General features: G+C 73.0%; 19 protein-coding genes. 11 read left to right on the top strand and 8 right to left on the bottom strand.

What is annotated here, in order from left to right; all coding sequences use genetic code 11:
* The first annotated feature begins 1 nt into the window (after position 1).
* From ABD298_RS09485 to ABD298_RS09495, 3 genes are all read left to right on the top strand, one after another.
* The gene (locus ABD298_RS09485; RefSeq protein WP_344299442.1) at positions 2-769 is read left to right on the top strand and encodes a maleylpyruvate isomerase family mycothiol-dependent enzyme; all 768 of its coding nucleotides are present in this window, start codon (positions 2-4) and stop codon (positions 767-769) included.
* Positions 770-985: 216 nt separating this feature from the next.
* Positions 986-1,687, top strand: a complete 702-nt coding sequence (locus ABD298_RS09490) for a VOC family protein (RefSeq protein ID WP_344299443.1) — start codon at positions 986-988, stop codon at positions 1,685-1,687.
* Positions 1,688-1,696: 9 nt separating this feature from the next.
* Complete coding sequence (locus ABD298_RS09495) at positions 1,697-3,094, top strand: FAD-binding oxidoreductase (protein WP_344299444.1); 1,398 nt, start codon at positions 1,697-1,699, stop codon at positions 3,092-3,094.
* 38 nt (positions 3,095-3,132) lie between these two features.
* Here ABD298_RS09495 and ABD298_RS09500 read toward each other — a convergent pair whose 3' ends face one another.
* The 6 genes from ABD298_RS09500 to ABD298_RS09525 form a co-directional block, all read right to left on the bottom strand.
* Entirely contained in the window at positions 3,133-3,963 is an 831-nt protein-coding gene (locus ABD298_RS09500) for an alpha/beta fold hydrolase (RefSeq protein ID WP_344299445.1), read from the bottom strand.
* Between the two features lie 120 nt (positions 3,964-4,083).
* A complete protein-coding gene (locus ABD298_RS09505; RefSeq protein ID WP_344299446.1) occupies positions 4,084-5,148 on the bottom strand; it encodes a DNA polymerase IV in 1,065 nt (354 codons plus the stop codon).
* 5 nt (positions 5,149-5,153) lie between these two features.
* On the bottom strand, positions 5,154-5,519 hold the full coding sequence (locus ABD298_RS09510; RefSeq protein WP_344299447.1) for an alpha/beta fold hydrolase: 366 nt from the start codon (positions 5,517-5,519) through the stop codon (positions 5,154-5,156).
* Between the two features lie 106 nt (positions 5,520-5,625).
* The gene (locus ABD298_RS09515; protein WP_344299448.1) at positions 5,626-6,309 is read right to left on the bottom strand and encodes a hypothetical protein; all 684 of its coding nucleotides are present in this window, start codon (positions 6,307-6,309) and stop codon (positions 5,626-5,628) included.
* Entirely contained in the window at positions 6,306-9,635 is a 3,330-nt protein-coding gene (locus ABD298_RS09520; RefSeq protein WP_344299449.1) for a UvrD-helicase domain-containing protein, read from the bottom strand. The genes ABD298_RS09515 and ABD298_RS09520 overlap by 4 nt, the downstream gene beginning before the upstream one ends.
* Positions 9,632-12,400, bottom strand: a complete 2,769-nt coding sequence (locus tag ABD298_RS09525; RefSeq protein ID WP_344299450.1) for a PD-(D/E)XK nuclease family protein — start codon at positions 12,398-12,400, stop codon at positions 9,632-9,634. The genes ABD298_RS09520 and ABD298_RS09525 overlap by 4 nt, the downstream gene beginning before the upstream one ends.
* A gap of 151 nt (positions 12,401-12,551) precedes the next feature.
* On the opposite strand from ABD298_RS09525, the gene ABD298_RS09530 reads away from it, so the two are divergent.
* The 6 genes from ABD298_RS09530 to ABD298_RS09555 all read left to right on the top strand — a co-directional run bounded on the left by ABD298_RS09530 (position 12,552) and on the right by ABD298_RS09555 (position 18,868).
* Positions 12,552-13,817 (top strand): S53 family peptidase, encoded by a 1,266-nt coding sequence (locus tag ABD298_RS09530; RefSeq protein WP_344299451.1) that lies wholly within the window; start codon positions 12,552-12,554, stop codon positions 13,815-13,817.
* A gap of 215 nt (positions 13,818-14,032) precedes the next feature.
* A complete protein-coding gene (locus tag ABD298_RS09535) occupies positions 14,033-14,722 on the top strand; it encodes an HNH endonuclease family protein (RefSeq protein ID WP_344299452.1) in 690 nt (229 codons plus the stop codon).
* Between the two features lie 15 nt (positions 14,723-14,737).
* Complete coding sequence (locus ABD298_RS09540) at positions 14,738-14,959, top strand: hypothetical protein (RefSeq protein WP_344299453.1); 222 nt, start codon at positions 14,738-14,740, stop codon at positions 14,957-14,959.
* A gap of 50 nt (positions 14,960-15,009) precedes the next feature.
* Positions 15,010-16,392: a wax ester/triacylglycerol synthase domain-containing protein gene (locus ABD298_RS09545; protein WP_344299454.1), complete on the top strand. Its 1,383-nt coding sequence runs from the start codon at positions 15,010-15,012 to the stop codon at positions 16,390-16,392.
* A gap of 42 nt (positions 16,393-16,434) precedes the next feature.
* On the top strand, positions 16,435-17,220 hold the full coding sequence (locus tag ABD298_RS09550) for an alpha/beta fold hydrolase (RefSeq protein WP_344299456.1): 786 nt from the start codon (positions 16,435-16,437) through the stop codon (positions 17,218-17,220).
* Positions 17,221-17,332: 112 nt separating this feature from the next.
* Positions 17,333-18,868, top strand: coding sequence for a long-chain-fatty-acid--CoA ligase (locus tag ABD298_RS09555; protein ID WP_344299457.1), 1,536 nt, complete (start codon positions 17,333-17,335; stop codon positions 18,866-18,868).
* Here the strand turns inward: ABD298_RS09555 and ABD298_RS09560 are convergent.
* Together ABD298_RS09560 and ABD298_RS09565 are read right to left on the bottom strand one after the other, a co-directional pair.
* Positions 18,865-19,650: a potassium channel family protein gene (locus ABD298_RS09560; protein WP_344299458.1), complete on the bottom strand. Its 786-nt coding sequence runs from the start codon at positions 19,648-19,650 to the stop codon at positions 18,865-18,867. The two genes, ABD298_RS09555 and ABD298_RS09560, sit on opposite strands and share 4 nt — an antisense overlap.
* 22 nt (positions 19,651-19,672) lie before the next feature.
* Positions 19,673-19,987 (bottom strand): SHOCT domain-containing protein, encoded by a 315-nt coding sequence (locus ABD298_RS09565; RefSeq protein ID WP_344299459.1) that lies wholly within the window; start codon positions 19,985-19,987, stop codon positions 19,673-19,675.
* Positions 19,988-20,122: 135 nt separating this feature from the next.
* On the opposite strand from ABD298_RS09565, the gene ABD298_RS09570 reads away from it, so the two are divergent.
* On the top strand, positions 20,123-21,499 hold the full coding sequence (locus tag ABD298_RS09570; RefSeq protein WP_344299460.1) for a phenylacetate--CoA ligase family protein: 1,377 nt from the start codon (positions 20,123-20,125) through the stop codon (positions 21,497-21,499).
* Positions 21,500-21,546: 47 nt separating this feature from the next.
* Positions 21,547-22,842 carry a serine hydrolase domain-containing protein gene (locus ABD298_RS09575; RefSeq protein ID WP_344299461.1) on the top strand — a complete coding sequence of 432 codons (1,296 nt, stop codon included), beginning with the start codon at positions 21,547-21,549 and terminating at the stop codon, positions 22,840-22,842.
* Positions 22,843-22,995 lie beyond the last annotated feature (153 nt).

A 22,995-nucleotide genomic window follows, 5' to 3' on the forward strand; every position in this document is an offset into this window, starting at 1 on the left:
GGTGGTCGCCCGCCACGACCTCGTCCAGGACGCGGAGGTCCGCGCCGGGCTGCTCACCGCCCGGCGCGGGACGGCGTTCTTCGCCCGGAAGCTCGGCGAGCTCTCCTACGCGGAGATGGACGGGCACTCGCTGCTGCCGGGGTGGTCGCGCCGGCATGTCATAGCCCACGTGGGCTACAACGCCCGGGCGATCGCGCGGCTCGTCGAGTGGGCCGCCACTGGCGTGGAGACGCCCATGTACTCCTCGCCGCAGGCACGGAACGAGGAGATCGAGTTCGGCGCCACCCTGCCGCCGATCGCGCTGGTGAACCTGTTCGACCACTCGGCGATCCACCTCTCGGTCGAGTGGCGCGACCTGCCCGATGCGAAGTGGGGCGAGGAGGTCCGCACGGCGCAGGGCAGGCTCGTTCCCGTGTCCGAGACGGTGTGGATGCGCATCCGCGAGGTGTGGCTGCACGCGGTCGACCTCGGCAACGGCGCCCGCTTCGCCGACATCCCCGCCGACGTGCTGCGCCGCCTCCTCGGGGACATCTGGGAGGCCTGGGAGAAGCGCGGCGAGACGGCAGGCCTGGCCTTGCGGGTCGTGGACGGGGACGACGACGGGCTCACCCTCGGCGACCCCGGGCCCGGGGCGACGGTCATCGGGGGCCGGCTGGCCGCCGTCGTGCGCTGGGCCGCCGGCCGGGGCGCCGAACCCGGGCAGGACCTCACCGCCGCGCACGACGGCGAGCCGCTCGCCGAAGTGCCCGCCGCGCCCCGGTGGATCTGACCGGAGCTGGCGAGGCGCAGGGCGGTACTTCCCGCCGGTACTTCCCGCCGGAATTGTCGGGTTCCCGCGGGTGCGCGGGCGTTGCACCCGCGTGAACCCGACAATTGCGGGGGCGAGCGGCAGGGGCGAGCAGAATCAGCCCGCGCCCCGCCAGCGCGCGAGCAGAATCGCCAGTAGGCTCTCCGACGAACAGCCCGACCGACGGAAGGCGCCCGCGTGATCCACGAGCTCAACCACCTCGGCGTCGTCGTGCGCGACATCCGCGCGTCCCTCGACTTCTACGCCGCGCTCGACGCCCGGGTCGTCTTCCACGAGACGGTGGTCGGCACGCCGGTGCAGATCGCGTACGTTCAGCTCGCCGGCGGCCTCGTCGAGTTCATCCACGACCCCGAGGCGCTCACGCCGCTGCCGTTCGGCCCGGACCACCTCGCATTCCTGAGCGACGACCTCGACGCCGACTACGCCCGCCTCCTCGCCGCCGGCTGCCTCGACGCCACCCCGCCCAAGCCCGCCGGCACCGGCTTCGGCCGGCTTGCCTTCGTCCTCATGCCCGACGGCGCCCGCATCGAGCTCCTCCAGCGAGACCTCGACCTCCGCATCCCCGAGACGCCCGGCGCCGTCGCGGAGTCCCTCGACCACTTCGCCTACGCCGCCAGCGATCCCGACGCCGCCGGCCGTCTCTTTGCCGACACCTTCGGCATGCAGCCCGCGGGGGAGGGCCGCTTCCGCTTCGGCCGCGACGCCCTCCAGCTCACGACGCCGGCCGGCACCGGCCCGCGGTTCCCGCACCTCGCGCTGCGGGTCGCGGACGTGGACGCCGCCGTCGCGACCCTTGCCGAGCGGGGGTTGGCCCCAGAGCGGACGCACGACGGCGCGCGGGTCACCGACCCCGACGGCCTCGCCATCGTGCTTCGGTAGAGTCCAGACATGCCAGCATCCTCCGCCGACTCCGCCGCGGCCACCCTCGAAGCCCTCCTGCCCGAGGGCCGCGTCCTGACCTCGGCGGCCTCCTTCGCGGGCTTTCTCCACGACGAAGGCGAGTGGGCCGTCTACGGCGACCCGCTCGCCGTCGTCCGTGCCGAGAGCACCGAGGAGGTGGCCGCGGCGGTGCGCTGGTGCGCCGAGACGGGCACCCCGCTCGTCGCGCGCGGGGCGGGGACCGGACTCTCGGGCGCGGCGAACGCGATCGAGGGGTGCGTGGTCGTCTCGTTCGAGCGGATGAACGCCATCCTCGAGGTCAACCATGCTGAGCGGTGGGCCCGGGTCCAGCCCGGCGTGGTCAACGACGACCTGCGCGCCCACGTCGCCCAGCACGGCCTCTGGTACCCGCCGGACCCGGCGTCGTCGCCGTGGTCCACGATCGGGGGGAACGTCGCGACCAACGCCGGCGGGATGTGCTGCGTCAAGTACGGCGTCACCCGGGACTACGTGCTCGAGCTCGAGGTGGTCACGGGCACCGGGGAGGCCACGCGGCTGGGCACGCGCACGGCGAAGGGCGTGGCGGGCTACAACCTCGTGGGCCTCATCGTCGGCTCGGAGGGCACGCTCGCCGTCGTGACCGAGGTCGTGGTGCGACTGCGGCCGCTGCCGCCGGCGCCGATCACGGTGGCCGGCATGTTCGACTCGGTGGTCGACGCCGGCCGGGCCGTCGCGCTCGTGGCGGAGTCCGGAATCAGCCCGTCGGTGCTCGAGCTCGTGGACCGGCACTGCCTCAAGGCCGTGGACGACTGGAAGCACATGGGCCTCTCCACCGAGGCGAATGCGGTGCTCATCGGCCGGACGGATGCGCCGGGAGAGCAGGGCCAGTTCGAGGCCGCCGAGCTCGCGCGCTGCTTCGAGGAGGCCGGGGCGAGCCTCGCCGCGATCTCGGCGGACGAGCAGGAGTCCGAGGCGCTCTACGCGGCGCGGCGCCTCGCGTACCCGGCGCTCGAGCGGCTCGGCCCGGTGCTCACCGAGGACGTCTGCGTGCCCAAGGCCAGAGTGCCCGAGGTGCTGGCGCGGATCGAGGAGATCGCCGCGGCGCACAACGTGCTGATCGCCAACATCGCCCACGCCGGCGACGGGAACCTGCACCCGCTCATCATCACCACGCCCGGGGACGACGCCGCGCGGGGCCGCGCGCACGAAGCGTTCAGCGAGATCATCGACGCCGCCCTTGCCGCCGGCGGGACCGTGAGCGGCGAGCACGGCGTCGGGACTCTCAAGCTCGCCGGGCTGGCCAAGGAGCTCTCGCCGGTGAGCCTCGCGATGCACCACGCGGTCAAGAACGCCCTCGACCCCCACGGCATCCTCAACCCCGGCCGCGCGATCCCGCCGCTGGGGTAGGGGCGGGCAGGCGTCGCGGGGGGAGGCGGACGCCGCGCCTACGCCGGCTGCTGGAGGAAGCGCCGGAAGAGGCCGAGGATCTTCTCCGAGGGATGGTTCAGCGCGCTGTGGCCTGCCCGCGGGATGACCATGCTGGTGCTCCCCGGCAGGGAAGCAGCGAGGCCGGACGCAATGGTCCGGAAGTACCAGGGGCTGTGCGCCCCGGCCAGGAGCAGGAGGGGAACCCGGATGCCGGCGTACCGGTCGGCGGCGGCGTGGGTGCCGTCCAGCAGCGTGATCTCGTGCGCGAGGGAGGGGACCATCTCCTTCCAGGAGTGTCCTTCGCGGGTGAGGCGCGACGCGGCCCAGACGAGCGCCCGGGCGGCCGGATCGGGCAGCGGCACCCGTGCGAGGACAGGGTCCATCTCCCGCGAGAAGACCATGACGGCGCCGACGTGGTCGCCCTTGGCCGCCGCGGCGACGAGCTCGGGGAGCGTCTGGGTGGGGAGGCAGCCGTCGATGTTGACCGCGGGGTCGTAGACACCGACGCGGCTGACCGGGAGGCGGAGGGCGGCCTCGAGCGCGATGCCGCCGCCGTAGCTGTGCCCCAGGACGACCCGGCTCCCGGTGGCGTCGAGGACGGCCTTCAGGTCGTTCACCTCGGTGTCCATGGAGTAGTCCGGCGGCTGCGGGCTCGACCCGCCGCGGCCCCGCCGGTCGTACACGTGCACCGGCATCGTGGCGGAGAGCCGGCTGGCGAATCTGCCGTAGAGCAGAGTGCGGGTGAGGCTGCCCGCGGCGAAGACAGCACCGGGTCCGCTGCCGTAGCTGAAGACGCGCAGCGAGCCGCCGTCTGAGGTTCGGACTAACTGGACTTGGGGGGCGTCCACTGCGTGCTTCTTTCTTGCTGGACTGCGCCCCCAGCCGCAACGTTGTGTGGACATGATAGGCCCGTCCACTGATGGGGCACAGGGCAAGATGCGATCTCGGGCAAAGAGAGAGCGACGCCGTCACCAGCCGCTGCGAGTGGGCGTGTGCCCCTGCCGGGCATCGTCGGGCATCGCCATCTCGGCCCGGAGCCCCAGGAGTCGAATGGGCCGACCGGCCTCGATGGCGGACGCGAGGCCGAGGGCGTGGGCGAGGATCTCGTCCCGGTCGGAGGTCTCGGGGATCTTCCTCCCGTGGGTGGTCGTGGTGAACGGGGCGTACCGGACCTTGAGGGTCAGCCCGACCACGGGCCTGCCCTCGGCCGCGACGTCCTCGAGGACCCGCGCCGTCAGCTCACGCACGGCCTCGTCCACGTGCGCTGGGTCGGTCAGGTCGCGCTGGAAGGTCGTCTCGCGGCTGTGCCCGTGGGCCACCCAGGGGGTGTCATCGACGACGCTGCTGCCCTCCCCGCGGCCGAGCTGCGCGTACCACGGGCCCATTCTGGGGCCGAACTCTGGGACGAGGTCTTGGGGATCGGTGGCGGCGAGCTGGGCGACGGTGGTGATGCCGAGCTTCGCCAGCCGGGCGGAGACCTTGGCGCCGACGCCCCACAGGTCCCTCGTGGGCCGGCTGCCCATGACCTCGAGCCAGTTCGCCGCCGTGAGGCGGAAGACGCCGGCCGGCTTGCCGAAGCCCGTGGCGACCTTGGCGCGGACGAGGGTGTCGCCGATGCCGACGCTGCAGTGAAGCCGTGTCCGCTTCAGGACGGCTGCCTGAAGTTGGCGGGCGTATGCCTCCGGGTCCTCGGTCTCGACGCCCATGAACGCCTCGTCCCAGCCGAGGACCTGGACGACGGCGCCAGGCTGGGCGCGGAGCGCGGCCATCACCTCCTCCGACGCCGCGAGGTAGGCCTCGTGGTCGACAGGCAGGATGACGGCGTCGGGCACCTTCCGGGCCGCGATCCGCAGGGGCATGCCGGAGCCGACGCCGAACGCCCTGGCCTCGTAGGACGCCGTCGAGACCACCGCGCGCTCCGTCGGGTCGCCCCGGCCGCCGACGATGATCGGCCTGCCGGCGAGCTCCGGGCGCCGGAGCACCTCGACGGCAGCGATGAACTGGTCGAGGTCCACGTGCAGCACCCACCGCATTCCACTCACCTCATCCGTCTGGTCACAGACTCGCCCGCGGACGTCACTGCTTGTCCGTGAGGGAGAGGACGGCGGCCGCGACCTCCGCGGGCCGTGTGATCTGCTAGTCGCGGAGCGGCGGCCGAGAGGAGGAACCCGCCCCAGCTGTGCCCCACGAGCGTCACGCCGTGGAGGTCGCGCCGTTCGACGTATTCGACGAGCGCGTCCACGGCGGCGCCGAGCCCGACGCCGGCTGGATCGTCACCGGGCGCGAGGCCCGGCGAGGTCGGGGCATGCACGACGTGCCCCGCTGCCTGGAGCCTTGCCCCGACGGGCCGCCACGCCCACCCCCCATGCCACGCGCCGTGCACCAGGACGAAGGTCTCAGCCATGCCCGCAGAGTAGTGCCGGTGCAGGTGCGTTGAGAACGGGTGGCACAGTGCTCCTAGCGGCTACTGTCTGGCCAGGTCGATCCCGAGGGTCTTCACGGGCACGGGCCTATGTGTGTTCGGAGGCGTCCGGCTGCGGGACGGGCGGCCCGACAAGGATGGTCGATCCGGCCCCGTCCCGCTCGAGCCCCACCTCCAGACCGAGGAATGCCTCAGCCTCCCGTTGGGTGAGACAGCACACGACGACCATGGTCGTCGGATTCGTGGAAACGATGATCTCTTCAGCAGCTGCCCGCAGCTCGTCGTCGGTGGTTTCCTCGGGGTAGGTGAGCAGGTTGACGGCATCTCCCCGTCCGCGGCCGTGGCGGCGAGCGAAGGCGCTAGTGCTCTTCAGCAGCTGCTTCCGCTCCGGCGTCATGAACGCAGACGCGGCGGTCACGAAGGCAACCCAGACGCCCACGCCAAGGAAGTAGACCGGAAGGAGCGATTCCATAATCGGACCCAGACCGAGGAGCCCGGACATGAATGCTGCAACGATCATGAATGCAGATACAGCCAAGTACGGCAGATGCCGCGCCAGCCATGGCCGGGGTCCCACGATCGCCGAGACACGGCCGCATCGGACCAACTGGCCTCGCGCCGCCGCCGCAGCAATCATCGGTGTGAGGTAGACAGCAATACACCATGCTCGGAGTCCGCTCGCCGTGGCCGCGGCGAATTGTCGGGCCACCGCGGCCGACTCCCACACGCGCAGCCTTTCCAGCGTCCGGCCCTGTGCCTGCGTGCCGCTCATGCTCCTGGCACCCCCGACACCTCGAACACCCGTCCTAGCGCCGGCAGGTGCATGAGCACCCGCAGCACGGGCCTGCCGGTCGCCGCCTCGACAGCCTGCCGGTAGGCGGCCATCTGCCCGAGATAGTGCGCACGGATGTGGCCCTCTGGGTCGGTGCCCGGGTAGGTCTTGTGGTCCACGAGCACGAACCCGTCCGTGCCCTCGAGGAGCAGGTCGATCCAGCCCTCCATCGTCTGTCCCTCAGGGCGCCAGCCGATCGCCGCCTCGCGATGCCGCGCCCAGCCGGGGAACTCGGCGTCGAGCCAGGCCTCGAAGCGCTCGCCCGCGGTGGTGAGGAGCGCGGCGTCGACCGTCGTCCCCACACCCCAACGGCCCACGAGACGCTCCGCGAGGCGGAGCCGTCCCGCGTCGTCAAGGGCGCGGAACTCGGTGCCCAGATACGCGTGCACCGCAGAGCCGACGGCGCCCCAGTCGTCCGAGCCGTGCTCCGCGAGCCTCCCGCCGAGAACGGCGACCTCGCCGATCTCTGCGTCGAACCCGGCTGCCAGCGATTCGCTCGCCTTGAGCCGCGCCGGCTTGCGCGCCACGGCCGGAGCCGTGACTGGCGCGTCGACGAACCGGCCCGGCCACTCGCCGTCGGGCTCGGGAGCCGCAGCCGGCTCGAGCGCCTCGATCCGCGCGGGCACGGAAGTGTCCCCGCCGATCGACACGGCACCGTCCTTCCAGGAGACGAACCGCTCGCCGAGCCCCAGGTCGTTGAGCACGCCCGGGGACCCGGTCTTCGAGGTCAGCACGGTCGTCTCCGCGGCCCGCGTCATGCCCACGTACATGAGCCGCGCCTGGCTGCGCTGGTCGCGCTCGAGGAACCGGGCGGCCGCGTCGCTGGCCTTCGCGGCCGTGTCCAGGGGCGACCCGCCGTAGGGGAACGGGCTCGGCCACAGCCGGATCCACCGCCCCGCGAGCGGGTCTGCCAGATCCAGCGCCCGGGTCGACTCGACGGCCGCCCCGAACGGGCGCAGCTTGGACTCCTTGTCCAGGCTCTCCATGACCACCACCGGCCACTCGAGGCCCTTCGCCTTGTGGTACGTCAGGACGTTCACCACGTCGGGCCCGGCGTTCTCGGCGGAGTCGTGGTCGTCGGAGGCGAAGAAGTCCAGGAACCCCCGCAGCGTCGCAGGCGACCGCAGTGCCCTGCACCGCTCGTAGTACAGCTCGATCGCCCCGCGGAACGCGTCCAGGTTGCGCAGCCGCCGCTCCGGTGCAGACCACCCCGCTACCAGCTGTGGCAGCCCGACCACCCCAGTCACGGCCTCGAACACCTCGGTGGGAGTCGCTGCCGCGGCCTGCTCCCGGAGGGCGTCCAGCGCCGCGACGACGGGTGCCTGCCGCCACGCCGCGTGCACGGCCCGGGCGCCGACCGGCTCCGGCGCGGCCCCGCCGTCGTGCGCGCCCTCCGGGAGCGCGTCTGGGGTCGCGGGGCGGGGCACGACGGCGGCGAGCAGCTCCCGCTGCCACGTCCCGTGCGAGGGGTGGTCGGGGTGCAGGGCGACCAGCTCGGCCAGGGCGACCGTGTCCCACCCGTCTGCGACGTAGGCCATCGCGGCCCGCGCCAGCTGCACCTCCCGCGCGGCGCCGAGCGCGCAGGGGTTGCGGCTCGCCCGCAGGCCCAGCTCGTCGAGCGCGGCGGAGAGTTTGACGACCTCGTCGTTGGACCGGGCGAGGACGGCGATGTCGCATGGCCGCAGGTCTGGGCGCCGTGCCAGTAGGGCCGAGACCCCGGCGGCGGTCGAGCGGAGCCGGTCCTCCGCCTTGCTCTGGTTCCTGGTCCACGCCTCGACCGACCCCACGCCGCCCGCGTACTCGGCGGCCTTGGACGGCGGGAGCTCGAGGTGCACGGACTCCGTGGTCATCCCGTGTGCTGCGAACACGCGCTCGAACACCGCGTTGGAGAGGTCCACGGGGGCCTGGCGCGAGCGCCACGTCTCGGAAAGCTGCCTGCGGCTCGCGGCCGGCACGGCGGCCATGACGGCTTCCATGAGCTCCGGGTCGGTGCCGCGGAACTCGTAGATCGCCTGCTTGGGGTCGCCCACCCACACCGCCTGCTCCACGAGCGAGCTGAGCTCGAGGAACAGGGCGAGTTGGAGCGGGCTCGTGTCCTGGAACTCGTCGACCACGAGCACCCGGATCCGCCCGGCGAATGATGCCCGGAATGCGGCGTTGTGCCGGGCGAGCTCGAGGACCTTGGCCTCCTGGTCCACGAAGTCCATGAGCGCGTTGTCCCGCTTGAACTCCTCATAGGCGTCAAGGCAGTCGGCGGCGCACGTGAGCACGCCGCGGATGTAGCCCTCGATGTCGCGGTGGAACGCGGGGTTGGAGAGCAGCTCGGCGTGGATGCGCTCGCGCAGGTCCCAGAAGACCTTCTTCAGCGGCGCCGCGGGGTTCGAGCCGAGGAACCCACGCCACACCTCCCACGGTGTGGTCTCGACGGCCTGCGCCTTGGCGATCTTGGCGAGCGCCTTCGGGTACTGCTCCTCGAACGCCTTCGTCGAGAGCTTGGCCTTCGTCCCGTCGCTGTGCTCGCCGCGCGCGACGGTCAGCTCCATCTCCGCCCGCAGGGCGTGCAGCTCGCGCAGCCAGTCGGCACGGTTGTCCGCGGACGCGGGGTCGAGGAGCGCCGTTTCGAACTCGGTCCACGACCGCTCCGCGCAGGCCCGCACCGCGTCGGCGTCGAGCAGGTTGGTCCGCGCGTACGTCACGACCCGCTGGACTGTCGTGCTCCAGGGCTCGGTGCTGTACTCCGCCTCCTGATCGGGGTGCGTGCCCATGCGCCACGCGACGGGCGAGAGCGTCTCGGCATGGTCGGCCAGCACCTCGTCGGTCGCGAGCCTGAACATCGCGTCCAGCTGGTCCTCACCGATCACCTCCAGCGCGGGGGAGAGGCCGGCGTCGATCGCATACTCCGACAGGAGCTGCCCGCACACACTGTTGACGGTGCCCACGAGGCTCGCGCCGAGCTCCTGCGACGCGGCGCCGAGCGCTGAGTCGCCCGCGTCGAGGAGCCGGGCGGCGATGCGCTCGCGCAGCTCGCCGGCGGCCTTCCTCGTGAAGGTGGTCGCCATGATCTGATCGGGACGCACGCCGGCGCGGATGTGCTCCACGAGCTTCTCGGTAAGGGTGTACGTCTTGCCCGTCCCGGCGCTCGCCGAGATCATCGTGACGTTGCCCAGGACGTCCCGGTTCAGGACGTCCCGGTCCACGACGCCGTGGTCCCCTACGCCGTAGTCCCCGACGCCAGGTGCCCTGCTCTCCGTCCCGACCGCGCTCATGAGTAGTCCCCCTTCAGCCCGCACAGGGCTCCGAACCGGCAGAACCGGCACCCCGGCTCGACATAGAGCCGGCCTTCCGCGGTCTCCCTCTCCTCGACAGTCGTCGGGCCGGCGGGGACGGGAGCGGAGCCGCCCTCTGCGCCGGTCGGAGCGGAGCTCTGCGAAGCCTGTGCCGATACCGCGGCGAACACGTCGGCAAACGGCTTCGTCGCCGTGACATGCCCGGCGAGGACATCCGCAACCACGTGCTCCGCCGCATGGACCGCCCGCCTCCACAGCTCCTCGGGCGCCCACACGCGCGGCACCGACGGGCCGAAGTGCGCGTGAGCCGAGGCGAAGTCGTGCTGCTTGAGCAGGTAATACGCGGTGGGGTGGTCGGGCGGCGCATCGCCGCCGTTGAGCGCCCACTGGTACAGGGCCAGCTGGAGCGCCGTGCCCTTCTGGACCTTCTCGCGCAGGTACCGGCCGGTGGAGGACCACTTGAGGTCGACGACGACGGTTCGCCCCTCCTCGTCGATTCCCACCGCGTCCGCGCTGCCCACGACCGGGATGCTCAGCACGCCGTCGTCGGTGACGAGCCGCAGGTCCTTCTCGAACTCCTTCTCGACCGCCTGCAGCGCGACGCCGCCGCGCTGGAGCGTGGCGAAGAAGGTGCGCGCGGCCTCGGCGACCGCGGCCACCACCGTGAGCCGGCGGGCCTTCTGCCCGGGCAGCAGCAGCTCGGAGGCGAACTCGGGCAGGAGTTCCTCGATCGCCGCGTCGACCTCGCCGCCGGTCGGCACCGCCCGGTTCGAGGCGTGCAGCACCTCGTGCAGGCGCTCGATGACGCGGTGCGCGAAGGTCCCGATCATGCGCGACCCCTCGGGGATGTCGGCGGCGTCAGGGACCGTCAGCCGTCCCTTGCGCTCGAGCGCCCAGCGCAGCGAGCAGCCTAGGAGCACCTCGAGCTGGGAGAACGAGAGCCGCTCCGGAGCGAGCGCGGCGTTCGGCCCGACCTCCAGCTCGGCCCGCGGCGCCACCGGGCGCAGTGCCGCCGCGCGCGTGAGCCGGGCCTCGCGCCCGGCGAGGCGCCACACGCCGTCGTGCGCCCCCGCGCCCGCGATCACGAGGTCCGACGGCGACCTGGTCACCGACGCGATCCGCTCCGCCATGCCGCTGCCGGCTTCCGCCGCGCCGGTCCCGGCTCCGGTGCTCGCGGGCTGCCCCGCGACGAGCGCCTCGAGGAGAGGGTTTGCCTCGACGCGCTCGCCGTTGCGCTGGGCGATCTGGACCACGACGAGCCTGCGGCACCGGCCCGCTGCGGCGAGCGTCTCCCGCACGGCGAGGGCGGTGAGCTGCTGCGGCGTGGGAAGCTCGACGCCCACCTGAGCGAGGGCCGCGGCGTCGTGCGCGTCCCAGCGGCGGACGGCGGGTGTGGACGCGGACTGAAATCCCCACCACAGGGCGTCGTCCACGTCCTCGCCCAGCTCCGCGAGGTGGTTCAGGCGCAGCCAGGGCGCGGCCTCGGCACCCACTAGCGGTTCGGCGCCCTCGGTCACGACCGAGGCGATGATCCGGCGCAGGTCCCGCCGGGACACGTGGGGCAGCGGCGCGAGGAGCGCCAGGACGCGGCCGAGCTGCGCCGCGGTCGCCTGCAGGCGCGGCACGACGGCGGCCCGCGCGGTGAGCGCGGAGGTCAGCCATGCCGTGGCCTCGACGAGCTGCGCGCCCGAGGGGCGGTCCGCCTCGGACAGGAGGCGGGCGCGGAACGTCCGGTCGAGGGTGGCCGCGAGGTCGGGCCCGAGCGAGTCGTCGGCGCCGATCGCGGCGATGGCACTGGACCATGCCACGCCGCGGACGCCGGGTTCCTCCGCGAGGGCCCTGAGCAGGTGCTTCGCCGCGCCGCGGCGGACCGGCGAGTCTGGGAGCGTGAGGAACTCGGCCAAGAGGTGCACGTTGGCCGGCTCCCACACGAGCTCGAAGAACAGCGGAATGAGCTGGTCCTGGGCCCGCCACGCTGAGCGCTCGCCCACACCCAGACGCGGCTGGCAGTGAAGCGTGAGGTACTGGTCGAGGACAGCGGTGGGGTCGGAGCACACGACGGCGGTGCGCTCGTTCGTTCCGGCGGCGAGCCAGCGCGCGGCGTGCTCGGCGGCCTCCCACTCCGTCTCGGCCTGGAGGACCGTCAGCTCGGGAAGCCGGTGCGGCGCCGGCGCCTCGCTGACCCTGATGCCCCGGTCGCGGAGGGCGCCGATGATCCGACGCCACACCGCTGGGAACGTGTCTTCCGGATGCGACAGGACGAGCTCGTCGATGCCCAGCGGCAGGGGAGTGGACTCGAGTTCGGCGATCAGCTCGACGATGTCGTCCGCGAGCGACGGCGCCAGCGCGCCTCCCGGGACGCCCTCGCCGGCGCGCTCCGCGGCGGCGAGGGTGCGCAGCAGCGGCGAGGGGCCGCCGTCGTGTGTCCCCGGCTCGGGCTCCGGCAGGGTGCCGTCCCAGCCGTTGGCGACGGCGTCGTCCCGGGCGCTGAGGAGCTCGTAGGCCGTGGACCACGGGTCGGCGGCGAGGGAGCGGTGGAACCAGGCGCCGGGGGAGTCGAGGTGCTCGAGGCGGCGGAGGTACTGGCTCACCCGCTCAGCGTTCTGGGTATCGGGGCGCGTGAGGCCGAGGCGCGTCTGCAGGAGGGAGACGAACCCCTTGCGGCCCACCCGGACACGGTTCAGTCCCGGGCGCGTGTACGCCCACGGCGCGCGGTCCAGGAACCACCCGAATTCGACGATCATTGTCTGCCCCCTCTGCCAGCCCCGGCTGTTCTATCACGGTACCGAGGGGCTCCGACATTCGAGGCCGAGCTCCCGCAGCGTCCTGCAAGGATTCCCTGAGCTTTCGCGGACACCCCTTCCCGCCGGTCGCCGCGTCCCCCTAGCTTCTTCTGTGGAGGTGGTCGCCGGCCAGCTCCAGAAACCACCACCAGAGGGGGCGTTTCCTATCAGGAAGCTACTGTCTGCCGCCGTCGCCGGACTGCTCGTCGCAGCGGCCGCCGTCACCGGAACCACTGCCGCCAGCGCGACGCCGCCCGTCGGGAAGGCGGATGAGCACTCGATCAAGGTCTGCTCGGACCCGCGGCCGGGCGAGGCCGCCTGCGCTGCGCGGCAGGCCACCGACCCCACCGGCCGGGTCATCACCAACGCCACCACCCCGCCCGGGACCGCCCTCACCCCCTCGCAGCTGCGCTCCGCGTACCGCCTGGACGGCACCGCCTCCGGGGGCCGCACGGTGGCGATCGTGGACGCGTACGGCTACCCGAACCTCGAGCGGGACCTCGCCACGTACCGCCAGCAGTACGGACTCCCCGCCTGCACGACGGCGAACGGCTGCCTGACGATCCTCGACCAGAACGGCGGCACCCGCCTGCCCAGGTTCGACCTCGGCTGGGCGCAGGAGCAGGCCCTCGACGTCGACGCCGTCTCCGCAGCCTGCCCGGACTGCAGGATCACCGTGGTCCAGGCCGCCTCGGCGTCGTTCACCAACCTCGGCACCGCCGTCCAGACCGCCGCCAGGCAGCCCGGCGTTGTCGCCATCTCCAACAGCTACGGGGGCTCCGACGCCTCGGACGCGACCTACGGGAAGTACTACAGGTTCCCCGGGATCGCCGTGACCGCGAGCGCCGGCGACTCCGGCTACCAGGGCGCCTCCTACCCGGCGTCGTCCTCCTACGTCACGGCCGTGGGCGGGACGAGCCTCAACCCGGCCCCGGGCACCGCCCGCGGCTGGGCCGAAACCACCTGGTCCGGCACGGGCTCGGGCTGCTCCGCCTACAACGCGCCGCTCGCCGCGGCGGCGGGCTACGGGACGGGCTGCGCGAACCGGGCGATGAACGACGTCGCCGCCGTCTCCGACCCCTCCAACGGCGGCCTCGGCGTCTTCTACCCGACGTCGTCCAAGAGCTCCACGTGGGGCCAGTTCGGCGGGACGAGCCTGGCCTCGCCGATCATCGCCTCCGTCTACGCGCTCGCGGGCCACACCGGCGCAGGCCTCACCGGCTACGCCAACGCGATCCCGTACGCCCACGCGGGCTCCCTGTTCGACGTCGCGTCCGGCTCCAACGGCTCCTGCCCCACCGCGCAGTGGTGCACGGCGCGCAGCGGGTGGGATGGCGTGACCGGGCTCGGCACCCCGAACGGCGTCGGCGCCTTCTGACCGACGGGACACCGCCGCCGCCACAGGGCGACGACGGTTCCCTGATTGCGCGGTGACGGGTCAAATCCGGTTTGACCCGTCACCGCGCGGGGACAGGCATCGTCCCCTGCCATCGTCCGGGCATCACCCTCGGTCCACGGGAAGGCGCCGCAGGATTCGCCAAGGATTGGCTCAGGACCGGAGGCCCCGGGCCGCGAGGGCGGGACGATGTCCTCATGCCCCCTGTGACCCGCCCACGCCCCAGCGCCCGCACCCGCGCCGTCGCCTTCTCCACCTGGCTCGCCACGTCGCTCGCGATCGTCGCCGGCCTCGGTGCTGCGGCGCCGTCGCCCGCCCAGGCCGCCGACAGCACGACGGCGACCGTCTACGCCGCCCCCAACCCGCAGCCCGCCTACGGCACCGAAGCAGCGGTCCTCCTCGAGACGATCCCGGTCAAGGGCCGCGCCCCGAAGACCGGGTACAGCCGGGACGAGTTCGGGCCGGCCTGGCTCGACGTGGACCGGAACGGCTGCGACACACGCAACGACATGCTCAACCGCGACCTCACCGACATCACATACGTCAACAGCGTCCCCTGCAAGGTCGCCTCCGGCACCCTCGCGGACCCGTACACGGCTACAACCATCGCGTTCCTCCGCGGCACGACGACGAGCGACGACGTCCAGATCGACCACGTGGTCGCGCTCTCCGACGCGTGGCAGAAGGGCGCACAGCAGCTCACCTACGAGCAGCGCGTCGCCCTCGCCAACGACCCGCTGAACCTGCAATCCACCGACGGGCCCACCAATCAGCAGAAGGGCGACGGCGACGCCGCCACCTGGCTGCCGCCGAACAGGGGCTTCCGCTGCGACTACGTCGGGCGGCAGGTCTCCGTGAAGGCGACCTACAGCCTGTGGGTGACCTAGGCCGAGCACGACGCCATGGCCGCGATCCTCGCCGGCTGCCCCGGCCAGCTGGCGCCCACCAGCCAGCCGGCCCAGGCCGCAGCGCAGGAGCCCGCCCCCGCACCGACATCCACGCTCCCCCTCGTCACCCCCGGTGCCTACTGCAGCACCGAGGGCACCCAGGGCGTGAGCTCCACCGGCGTGCTCTACACCTGCAGGACCTCGGCCACGGACAGCCGCCTCCGCTGGCGCCAGTAGCCGCGGGCGAGCCTACGCTGGTCCTACCGCAGCCACACGGGGAGGCAGCCATGGGACGCAGGCCGGGCATCGACCGCATCAGCAGCAACGACCTCACGCTCCTCGCGACCGACCGCGGCCAGGTCCCGATGCACATGGCCGCGGTCCTGATGTTCGACGCCGGGGCCGCGCCGTCGCTCGCCGAGCTCACCGCAGCGCTGGGGGAGAGGATCGCGCGCGTCCCGCGCCTGCGCCGCCGCCTCGTCCCGTCGCCGCCAGGGTTCGGGCGCCCGGTCTGGGTGGACGACGCCGCGTTCAGCCTCCCGCGCCACCTCTCGGAGGGTGCCGTCTCCGGCGGCCGCGGGGACCTCCTGCGCGAGGCCGCGAGGCTCGCGTGCGAGAGGCTCCCGAAGGACCAGCCCCTCTGGAAGGCCCGACTGGTCCGCGCCGCGGACGGTGGCGGGGCGGCGCTGGTGTTCGTTGCGCACCACGTGATGGCCGACGGGCTCGGAGGCCTCGCCGTGCTCTCCGCACTCGGCGACGACCGCTCGGAACTCGACGACGACCGCCCGGGACCCGGCGCGGCGCCAGTGCTGCAGGCCCCCTTGCCGACGCCCCCCGCACCGGCGTTCCCGCAGCCCGGCCCTACACCGCGCGAGCTGCTCGCGGACGCGTGGCGGGAGCGCCTGCGCGCGCTGGCGAACACGCCCCGCGCCCTCGCCACGGCGGCGCGCGGTCTGCGCGAGCTCGGCCTCACCCGCCGACACCGCACCCACGCGGAGGCCACCACCTCGTTCAACCGGCCCACCGGGAGCATTCGGAGCGTCAGGACCGTGGCGCTGCCCCTCAAGGAGGCCCTCGACGCAGCCCACGCGCGCGGCTGCACGCTCAACGACCTGGTCCTCGTCGCCGTCTCAGGGGCCCTGGCCTCCACGCTCCGCTCCCGTGGCGAGGCCCACCGGTCCTTCGTGGTTTCGGTGCCCATCACCCCGCGCGGCCCCCGGGAGGCCACGACGCTGGGGAACATCAATGGGATCGTCCCCACGGAGGTGCCCGCCGATCCGGACCCCGCCGTGCGCCTCGCGCGGGTCCTGGAGCAGGCCGGGAACCGCTCCGGGCCGTCCCGCGGAGCCTCGGTCGGGCCCCTCGGCGTCGCCTTCCGGGCGCTCGCCCGCGCTGGCGTGTTCCAGCACTTCATAGACCGGCAGCGGCTCGTGACCACGTTCCTGACCAATGTGCGCGGCCCCGCCGAGCCGATCCACCTGGCTGGCCACCGCATCGCCTCGATTGTCCCGATCACGATGACGCCCGGGAACGTGGGCGTGTGCTTCGCCGTCCTCTCCTACGCCGGCGAGCTCGTGGTCTCCGTGATCGCGGACCCGGCGGTCGTCCCCGAGCAGGACGAGCTGACGCGGATCCTCGCCGACGAGCTCGACACCCTCGCGAAAACCTGACGGTGGGTGTCCCGGCGGCCAGGCGGACCGTACGGTGTACCCATGACCCAGGTCACTTCCCCCGACGGAACCACCATCGCCTACGACCGCCTCGGTGCGGGCACCCCGCTCATCCTCGTCTCCGGGGCCTCGGTGCACCGCCGCGCGGACGCCCACATCGCCGAGGCGCTCGCCGAGGCCTTCACCGTCTACAACTACGACCGGCGCGGGCGCGGCGACAGCACCGACACCCAGCCGTTCGCCGTCGGCCGCGAGATCGAGGACATCGGCGCGCTGCTCGACGCCGCCTCGCACGAGCGCGGGGGAGCGGCCCTCGTCGGGCTGTCCTCCGGCGCGGTGCTCGCCGCCCGCGCCGCCGCGGTGCTCCCCGTCAGCGCCCTGGTGATGTGGGAACCCCCGTTCATGACGGACGACGCCGGCCGCGCCCGCGCCGAGGACTACACCCGGGACCTGAACGCCAGGCTCGACGCCGGCGACCGCGACGGCGCGCTCGAGACGTTCATGCGCTACGTTGGCGTGCCGGAGGATGCCATCGCCGGGGCGCGCCAGTCCCCGTACTGGCCGGCCGGCACGGCGCTCGCCCCGACCCTCGCCTACGACGACGCCGCGATGGGCGAGGGCTCGGTGGTCCCCGTGGACGTGTTCGGCCGGATCACTGCCCCGACCCTCGTCCTCGCGGGGGGCGCGAGCCCCGAGTTCCTGCACGCCGGCGCCCGCGCCGCGGCGGACGCCATCCCCGACGCCCGGCTCGAGGTCCTCGAGGGCCAGACCCACGACGTCGACGCGCAGGTCTTCGCCAAGGCGCTGCGGGGCTTCTTCGAGGTCTAGCAGGGAGGTCTGGCAGTGCGAGCGTGAGACTGAATCCCGGTTGACCTGAAACGGAGTTCCACGCCACAATCGATGTGGCCTACGCCACAGTAACGTCCCGTCAGGAGCCCCCATGAACCTCGCCGAGCATCTCGTCGCCACCGCGTCCCGGCACGGCGGACGCACCGCCATCACGTGCGCCGGGGAGGCCTGGACCTACGCCGACCTCGAGGACGCGACGGCGCGGCTCGCCGGGATGCTCGTGCGGGCCGGGATCACCCCCGGCAGCCGCGTGGCGGTGATGCTGCCGAACGTCCCCGAGTTCGCCGTCGCCTACTACGCGGCCCTGCGGGCAGGCGCGATCGTCGTGCCGATGAACCCGCTGCTGAAGGAGCGCGAGATCGCCTACTACCTCGGCGACTCCGGCGCCGAGGTGCTCCTCGCCGCCTCGGCTGTCGCGGACGAGGCCGCGGCGGGCGCCCAGGGCACCGGGACGCGGATCATCACGGTCCAGCCCGGCGCCTTCGCGGGTGTCCTCGCCGGCGAGGAGCCCCTCGGCGACGTCGCCGACCGCGCCGAAAGCGACACCGCGGTGATCCTCTACACCTCGGGCACTACGGGGCGGCCCAAGGGCGCCGAGCTCACGCACCGGAACCTCATCCTCAACGCGGACCTGACCGTCCGCACGCTCCTGACCCTCACCTCGGAGGACGTCGTGTTCGGCGGCCTGCCCCTGTTCCACACGTTCGGCCAGACCTGCGCCCTCAACACGACCGTCCTGGCCGGGGCGACGATCGCCCTGCTGCCGCGGTTCGCCCCGCAGGACGCCCTCGAGATCATCGAGTCCCAGCACGTGACAGTCTTCGCGGGCGTCCCCACGATGTACGGCGCGCTCCTGAACCTCCCGGACCACGGCCGCTACGACACCTCCTCCCTGCGCGTGTGCATCTCGGGCGGCGCGGCCCTGCCCGTGGAGGTCCTGCACCGCTTCGAGGACGAGTTCGGCTGCATCATCCTCGAGGGCTACGGCCTGTCGGAGACCTCCCCGGTCGCCGCCTTCAACCACCCCGACCGCGTCCGCAAGCCCGGCTCCATCGGCACCGCCGTGGAGGGCGTCGAGCTGCGGGTGGTCGGGCTCGACGGCGGGGACCTTCCCCAGGGCGAGGTCGGCGAGATCGCCGTCCGCGGGCACAACGTCATGAAGGGGTACTGGAACCGGCCGGACGCCACCGCCGAGGCCATCCGCGACGGCTGGCTCCTGACCGGGGACATGGGCCGGGTCGACACCGACGGCTGCTACTCGATCGTGGACCGCAAGAAGGACCTCATCATCCGCGGCGGCTACAACGTGTACCCGCGCGAGGTCGAGGAGGTCCTCTACGAGCACCCGGCCGTGGCGGAGGCCGCCGTCGTGGGCATCCCGGACCCGGAGCTGGGCGAGGAGGTGATGGCCGTCGTCGCCCTCACCGCCCAGGGCGCGGCGACCGCTGAGGAGCTGCGCGACTTCGTCAAGTCCCAGGTGGCCGCGTACAAGTACCCGCGCGAGGTGCGGATCGTGGACCAGCTGCCCAAGGGCCCCACGGGCAAGATCCTCAAGCGCGAGATCCGCTCGGGGCTGGCCCCGGCGCACGACGCCGCCGCGTCGCCGGGCGCGGGGAGCGCCGGCTAGGACTGCTCGGGCGGGGCGACGCGGCTCGCGGCGTCGCGCGCCTGGAGGGCGGCGGTAAGCCGGGCGACCTGCTCGGTGAGGGCTTGGACCCTGGCTTCGAGGGACTCGTCGAGGGCTTCGACCTCCGCCTCGACCTCCTCGACCTCGGCCTCCACCTCGCTGATCTCGGCGGCCGTCCGCGCGGACACGCTCTCCACGAGCCACGCGGCGATGGAGGCAGTGATGACGCCGAGCACCGCGATGCCCGAGACCATGAGCGCCGCCGCGACCAGTCGCCCAATCACCGTGATCGGGTAGTGGTCGCCGTAGCCGACCGTCGTGATGGTCTCGAGGGCCCACCAGATCGCGTCGCCGAAGCTGCGGATGTTGGCCCCGGGGATGTTCTGCTCGACGTCCTCGACCGTGAGCGCTCCGCAGTAGGCGAGCGTCCCCGCGGCCGCGATGACGTATACGACGAGGCGCCCGCGGAGCGCGGAGCCCGCCTTGTTGTGGACGATCCGCAGGAAGGTCACGAGCCGCAGCGGCCGCAGGGCCGGCAGCGCGAGGATCGCCAGCTCGTGCAGATTCCGGATGAACCAGCGCCCGCGGTGCGGGGCCAGCCACAGCTGGCCCGCGTAGTCCACCACGAACACCGCCCACGCTCCCCACAGGAAGATCTCCGCCCAGAGGCCCTCCTCGGGATCCAGGTTCCCGATCACCTGCACCGAGTACGCGGCGAGGAACACGAAGGCGGCGGCGAGCGTGGGCCACTCAGTCAGCTTCCGCCATCGCTCCTGGGTCATCTATCGAAGGGTACCGCCGGAATCACGCCCCGCCACGGTGCTGCTTCAGCACGTCGAGGCGGGCGCGGTACTCGGCCTCGTCAATCTCGCCGCGGGCGAAGCGGTCCGCGAGGACCTGCTCGGGTCCGGGGCCGGGGTACTGCCCGGGAGCCATGCCGCCCGGCATCGCCCCGCCGCCCCACCCGGGCTGTCCCCAGGCTCCCGAGCCCTGCCCCCCGTGCCGGACGGAGCGGGCAAGGAACACGATGCCCGTGATGATGGCACCCCAGAACAGCAGGAAGCTCAGGATCATGAAGATCCAGCCCCACACGCCTATGTTGCCGTTCCAGTACATCATCGCGGCTACCTCCGATCGGTCCGGGACGTCGTCCGCGTCCCCTACCCGCAGTGTCCGCCCGCCCGGCTGCGCTGCCCAGAGTCCACGGGCCCTACTTCGCCCGCGCCGTGGGCCGCGGGGCCGTACCCTGATGCCATGGACGCCGCCCTGATGGCCCGAGTCCTCGCGCTGCGCTTCGTCTGGCGCGCCCGCGACCGCTGGAGCGCCGAGCGGATCGACGCCCACAGGGAGCGGGCCGTGGCGGCGGCGCGCCGCCACGCCGTCGAGCGCTCTCCGTTCTACCGCCGCCTCCACGCCGGGCTCGAGGACGCGCCCCTGGCGGCTCTCCCGCCCGTGACCAAGGGGCAGCTCATGGAGCACTGGGACGACGCGGTCACACGCCGCGGCCTGCGCCTCGCCGACGTCGAGGCGCACCTCGCCGACCTCGTGGAGCACGACGGCGACCCCGGACGCCCGTGGCGCGCCAGCCCACCGCTGCGGGGGCCCTGGTGGGCGGCAGCGACCGCGGGAACGACCGGCCGGCGGGGCGTCTTCGTCTGGGACCGGACGGAGTGGGCCGCCGTCCTGGCCTCGTACGCCCGGGCCACCGACTGGGCGGGCGTCCCCGTGCGCCCGGGCCAGCCGATCCGGGTCGCGGTGGTCAGCTCGCGGCGCCCCACGCACCAGTCCGCGGCCGTAGGCGCCTCCCTGCCCACCGCGCTGATCCCGACGATCCGCCTCGACGCGACGGCGCCGCTGCCGGAGACGGTCTCGGCCCTCAACGGCTTCGCCCCCACCCTGCTCGTCGGCTACGCGTCTGTGCTCCGCCCCCTCGCGCGGGAGCAGCTGGCTGGCCGGCTGCACATTTCCCCGCGCGCCATCATGAGCGCCTCCGAGGTGCTCTCCCCGCAGACCTCCCAGGACGCCGAGGCCGCGTGGGGTGTCCCCCCGGCCGACGTCTACGCGGCCACGGAGACGGCGGGGATCGGCTCGACGTGCAGCGCGGGCCGCCGGCACCTCTACGAAGACCTCGTGATCGCCGAGCCCGTGGATGCCGACTACCGGCGGGTGCCGCCCGGAACGCCGGGGGACCGCCTGCTCGTGACCGTCCCGTTCGCACGGACGCTCCCGCTCATCCGCTACGAGATGTCCGACCGCATCGCCGTCGACGGCCGAGGATGCCCCTGCGGACGGGCCTTCGCCCTGCTCGCCGCGGTGGAGGGCCGCATCGAGGACGTGCTCGCGCTCGCAGTGGGCGAAACGACCGTGGCCATCCATCCCAACGTCTTCCACGATGCCCTCGATGGGGTTCCCCTGAACGGGTGGCAGGTGGTCCAGCGCGGGGACGGCATCGACGTCCTCCTCGAGGGGCTCTCGCCCCAGACGGCGACGGACGCGGTCCGAGCCCGGGTCGAGTCCGCGCTCGCCGCCGCGGGCGCCGCGGGGGTCGGGGTGCGCCTCGTGCCCGTCGCCGCGCTCGAGCGCACGGCCCTCGGCAAGGTTCCGCTCGTGCGCGGCCTGCCCCGCGCATGATCCCTGCGATACCCTGTGCCCGGGGAGAGGGGCCGGAACGGACAGCAATGACGCGCGCGCGTCCCCTCGCCACGGCCCCCGCCCTGGCCCCCGCGGCCGCTTTGGCAGCCGCAGCCCTGGCACTGGCCCTGGCAGGCTGCACCCCGGCGTCCACCGCCCCGGCGGCCTCGTCGTCGGCCTCTGCAAGCACCCCGACGGGCGGTGCGGAGGCCGGGAGCGGCGCGTCGCCGTCGTCGTCTGCCCCGGCGATCGCGAAGGTGAGCGACGACGAGATCCGCACCGCCTTCAACGACGCCGCGAAGGAGATGCAGGTCCCCGGCGCGGTCCTGCTCCTGAAGCGACCCGGCCAGCCGAACCTCGAGCTCGCGTACGGGACGCGGGAGCGCGGCGGCGGCGAGGCGGTGACGGTCGGGGACCACGTCCGGGTCGGGTCCAACACCAAGACCTGGACCGGGACCGCCATCCTCCAGCTCGCGCAGGAGGGCAAGATCGGGCTCAAGGACCCGGTCTCGAAGTACCGCGACGGAGTGCCGAACGGGGACAGGATCACCGTCGCGCAGCTGCTCGAGATGCGCTCGGGCCTCTACAACTACACCTTCGACGCGGACTGGAACCGGGCCGTGGACGCTGACCGGATGCGCGTGTGGAAGCCCGACGAACTGCTGAAGGTCGCCTTCTCGCACGCACCCACGTTCGACCCGGGCGCGAAGTGGGAGTACTCGAACACGAACACTGTGCTCCTCGGGACGATCGCGGAGAAGCTGGACGGCAAGCCGCTCGAGCAGATCTTCCGCGACAGGCTCTTCACCCCGCTCGGGCTGACCGAGACGCAGCTGCCGGCCCCGGACTCCTCGGCGATCGCCGCCCCGTTCGCGCGCGGCTACTCGTACGGGACGTTCGAGAGCACGATCGAGACCTCCCTCCTTCCGCCGGACCAGCTCGCCTCCGCCCGCGCCGGCACGCTCGCCCCGACCGACTACACGGAGGTCAACCCCTCGTGGGCGTGGGCCGCGGGGTCGGGGATCTCGACCGCTCCCGAGCTTGCGACCTGGGTCGAGGCTCTCGGCTCGGGCAGGCTGCTCTCCGCGGAAATGCAGCGCACCCGCATGGAGAGCATCCAGATGACCCAGCCCAACGCCGGCTACGGCATGAACATCGCGCAGTTCGGAGCGATGTACGGCCATACCGGGGAGCTCCCCGGCTACAACTCCTTCATGGGCTACGACCCGGCGAACAGGGTCACGCTCGTGACGTGGGCCAACCTCGCCCCGCTCCCGGACAACCGCGCCCCCGCGACCGAGCTCGCCAAGCTCGTGATCGGGAAGCTGTACCGGGCCTCCTGAGCGGAGCCCTTGACCAGGCCCCGACGAGTTTGTAAAATCGAGTTACAAATTAACAGGCCGGCCCGGATATTCCCCAGCTGACGGGCCGGCCGCACTCTTCGGCCAGCCCACAGCCTTCGGGCCGGGCACCACGCCGGCCACGCACGACGGCGG

The sequence above is a fragment of the Sinomonas flava genome (assembly GCF_039531875.1).
Taxonomy (GTDB): Bacteria; Actinomycetota; Actinomycetes; order Actinomycetales; family Micrococcaceae; genus Sinomonas; species Sinomonas flava.

Bases quoted from the DNA above. Each gene is read 5' to 3' on its own strand.
- ABD298_RS09495 (WP_344299444.1), top strand. From the start codon at position 1,697: ATGCCAGCATCCTCCGCCGACTCCGCCGCGGCCACCCTCGAAGCCCTC.
- ABD298_RS09505 (WP_344299446.1), bottom strand. From the start codon at position 5,148: ATGCGGTGGGTGCTGCACGTGGACCTCGACCAGTTCATCGCTGCCGTC.
- ABD298_RS09510 (WP_344299447.1), bottom strand. From the start codon at position 5,519: ATGGCTGAGACCTTCGTCCTGGTGCACGGCGCGTGGCATGGGGGGTGG.
- ABD298_RS09515 (WP_344299448.1), bottom strand. From the start codon at position 6,309: ATGAGCGGCACGCAGGCACAGGGCCGGACGCTGGAAAGGCTGCGCGTG.
- ABD298_RS09520 (WP_344299449.1), bottom strand. From the start codon at position 9,635: ATGAGCGCGGTCGGGACGGAGAGCAGGGCACCTGGCGTCGGGGACTAC.
- ABD298_RS09525 (WP_344299450.1), bottom strand. From the start codon at position 12,400: ATGATCGTCGAATTCGGGTGGTTCCTGGACCGCGCGCCGTGGGCGTAC.
- ABD298_RS09535 (WP_344299452.1), top strand. From the start codon at position 14,033: ATGCCCCCTGTGACCCGCCCACGCCCCAGCGCCCGCACCCGCGCCGTC.
- ABD298_RS09540 (WP_344299453.1), top strand. From the start codon at position 14,738: ATGGCCGCGATCCTCGCCGGCTGCCCCGGCCAGCTGGCGCCCACCAGC.
- ABD298_RS09545 (WP_344299454.1), top strand. From the start codon at position 15,010: ATGGGACGCAGGCCGGGCATCGACCGCATCAGCAGCAACGACCTCACG.
- ABD298_RS09550 (WP_344299456.1), top strand. From the start codon at position 16,435: ATGACCCAGGTCACTTCCCCCGACGGAACCACCATCGCCTACGACCGC.
- ABD298_RS09555 (WP_344299457.1), top strand. From the start codon at position 17,333: ATGAACCTCGCCGAGCATCTCGTCGCCACCGCGTCCCGGCACGGCGGA.
- ABD298_RS09560 (WP_344299458.1), bottom strand. From the start codon at position 19,650: ATGACCCAGGAGCGATGGCGGAAGCTGACTGAGTGGCCCACGCTCGCC.
- ABD298_RS09565 (WP_344299459.1), bottom strand. From the start codon at position 19,987: ATGATGTACTGGAACGGCAACATAGGCGTGTGGGGCTGGATCTTCATG.
- ABD298_RS09570 (WP_344299460.1), top strand. From the start codon at position 20,123: ATGGACGCCGCCCTGATGGCCCGAGTCCTCGCGCTGCGCTTCGTCTGG.
- ABD298_RS09575 (WP_344299461.1), top strand. From the start codon at position 21,547: ATGACGCGCGCGCGTCCCCTCGCCACGGCCCCCGCCCTGGCCCCCGCG.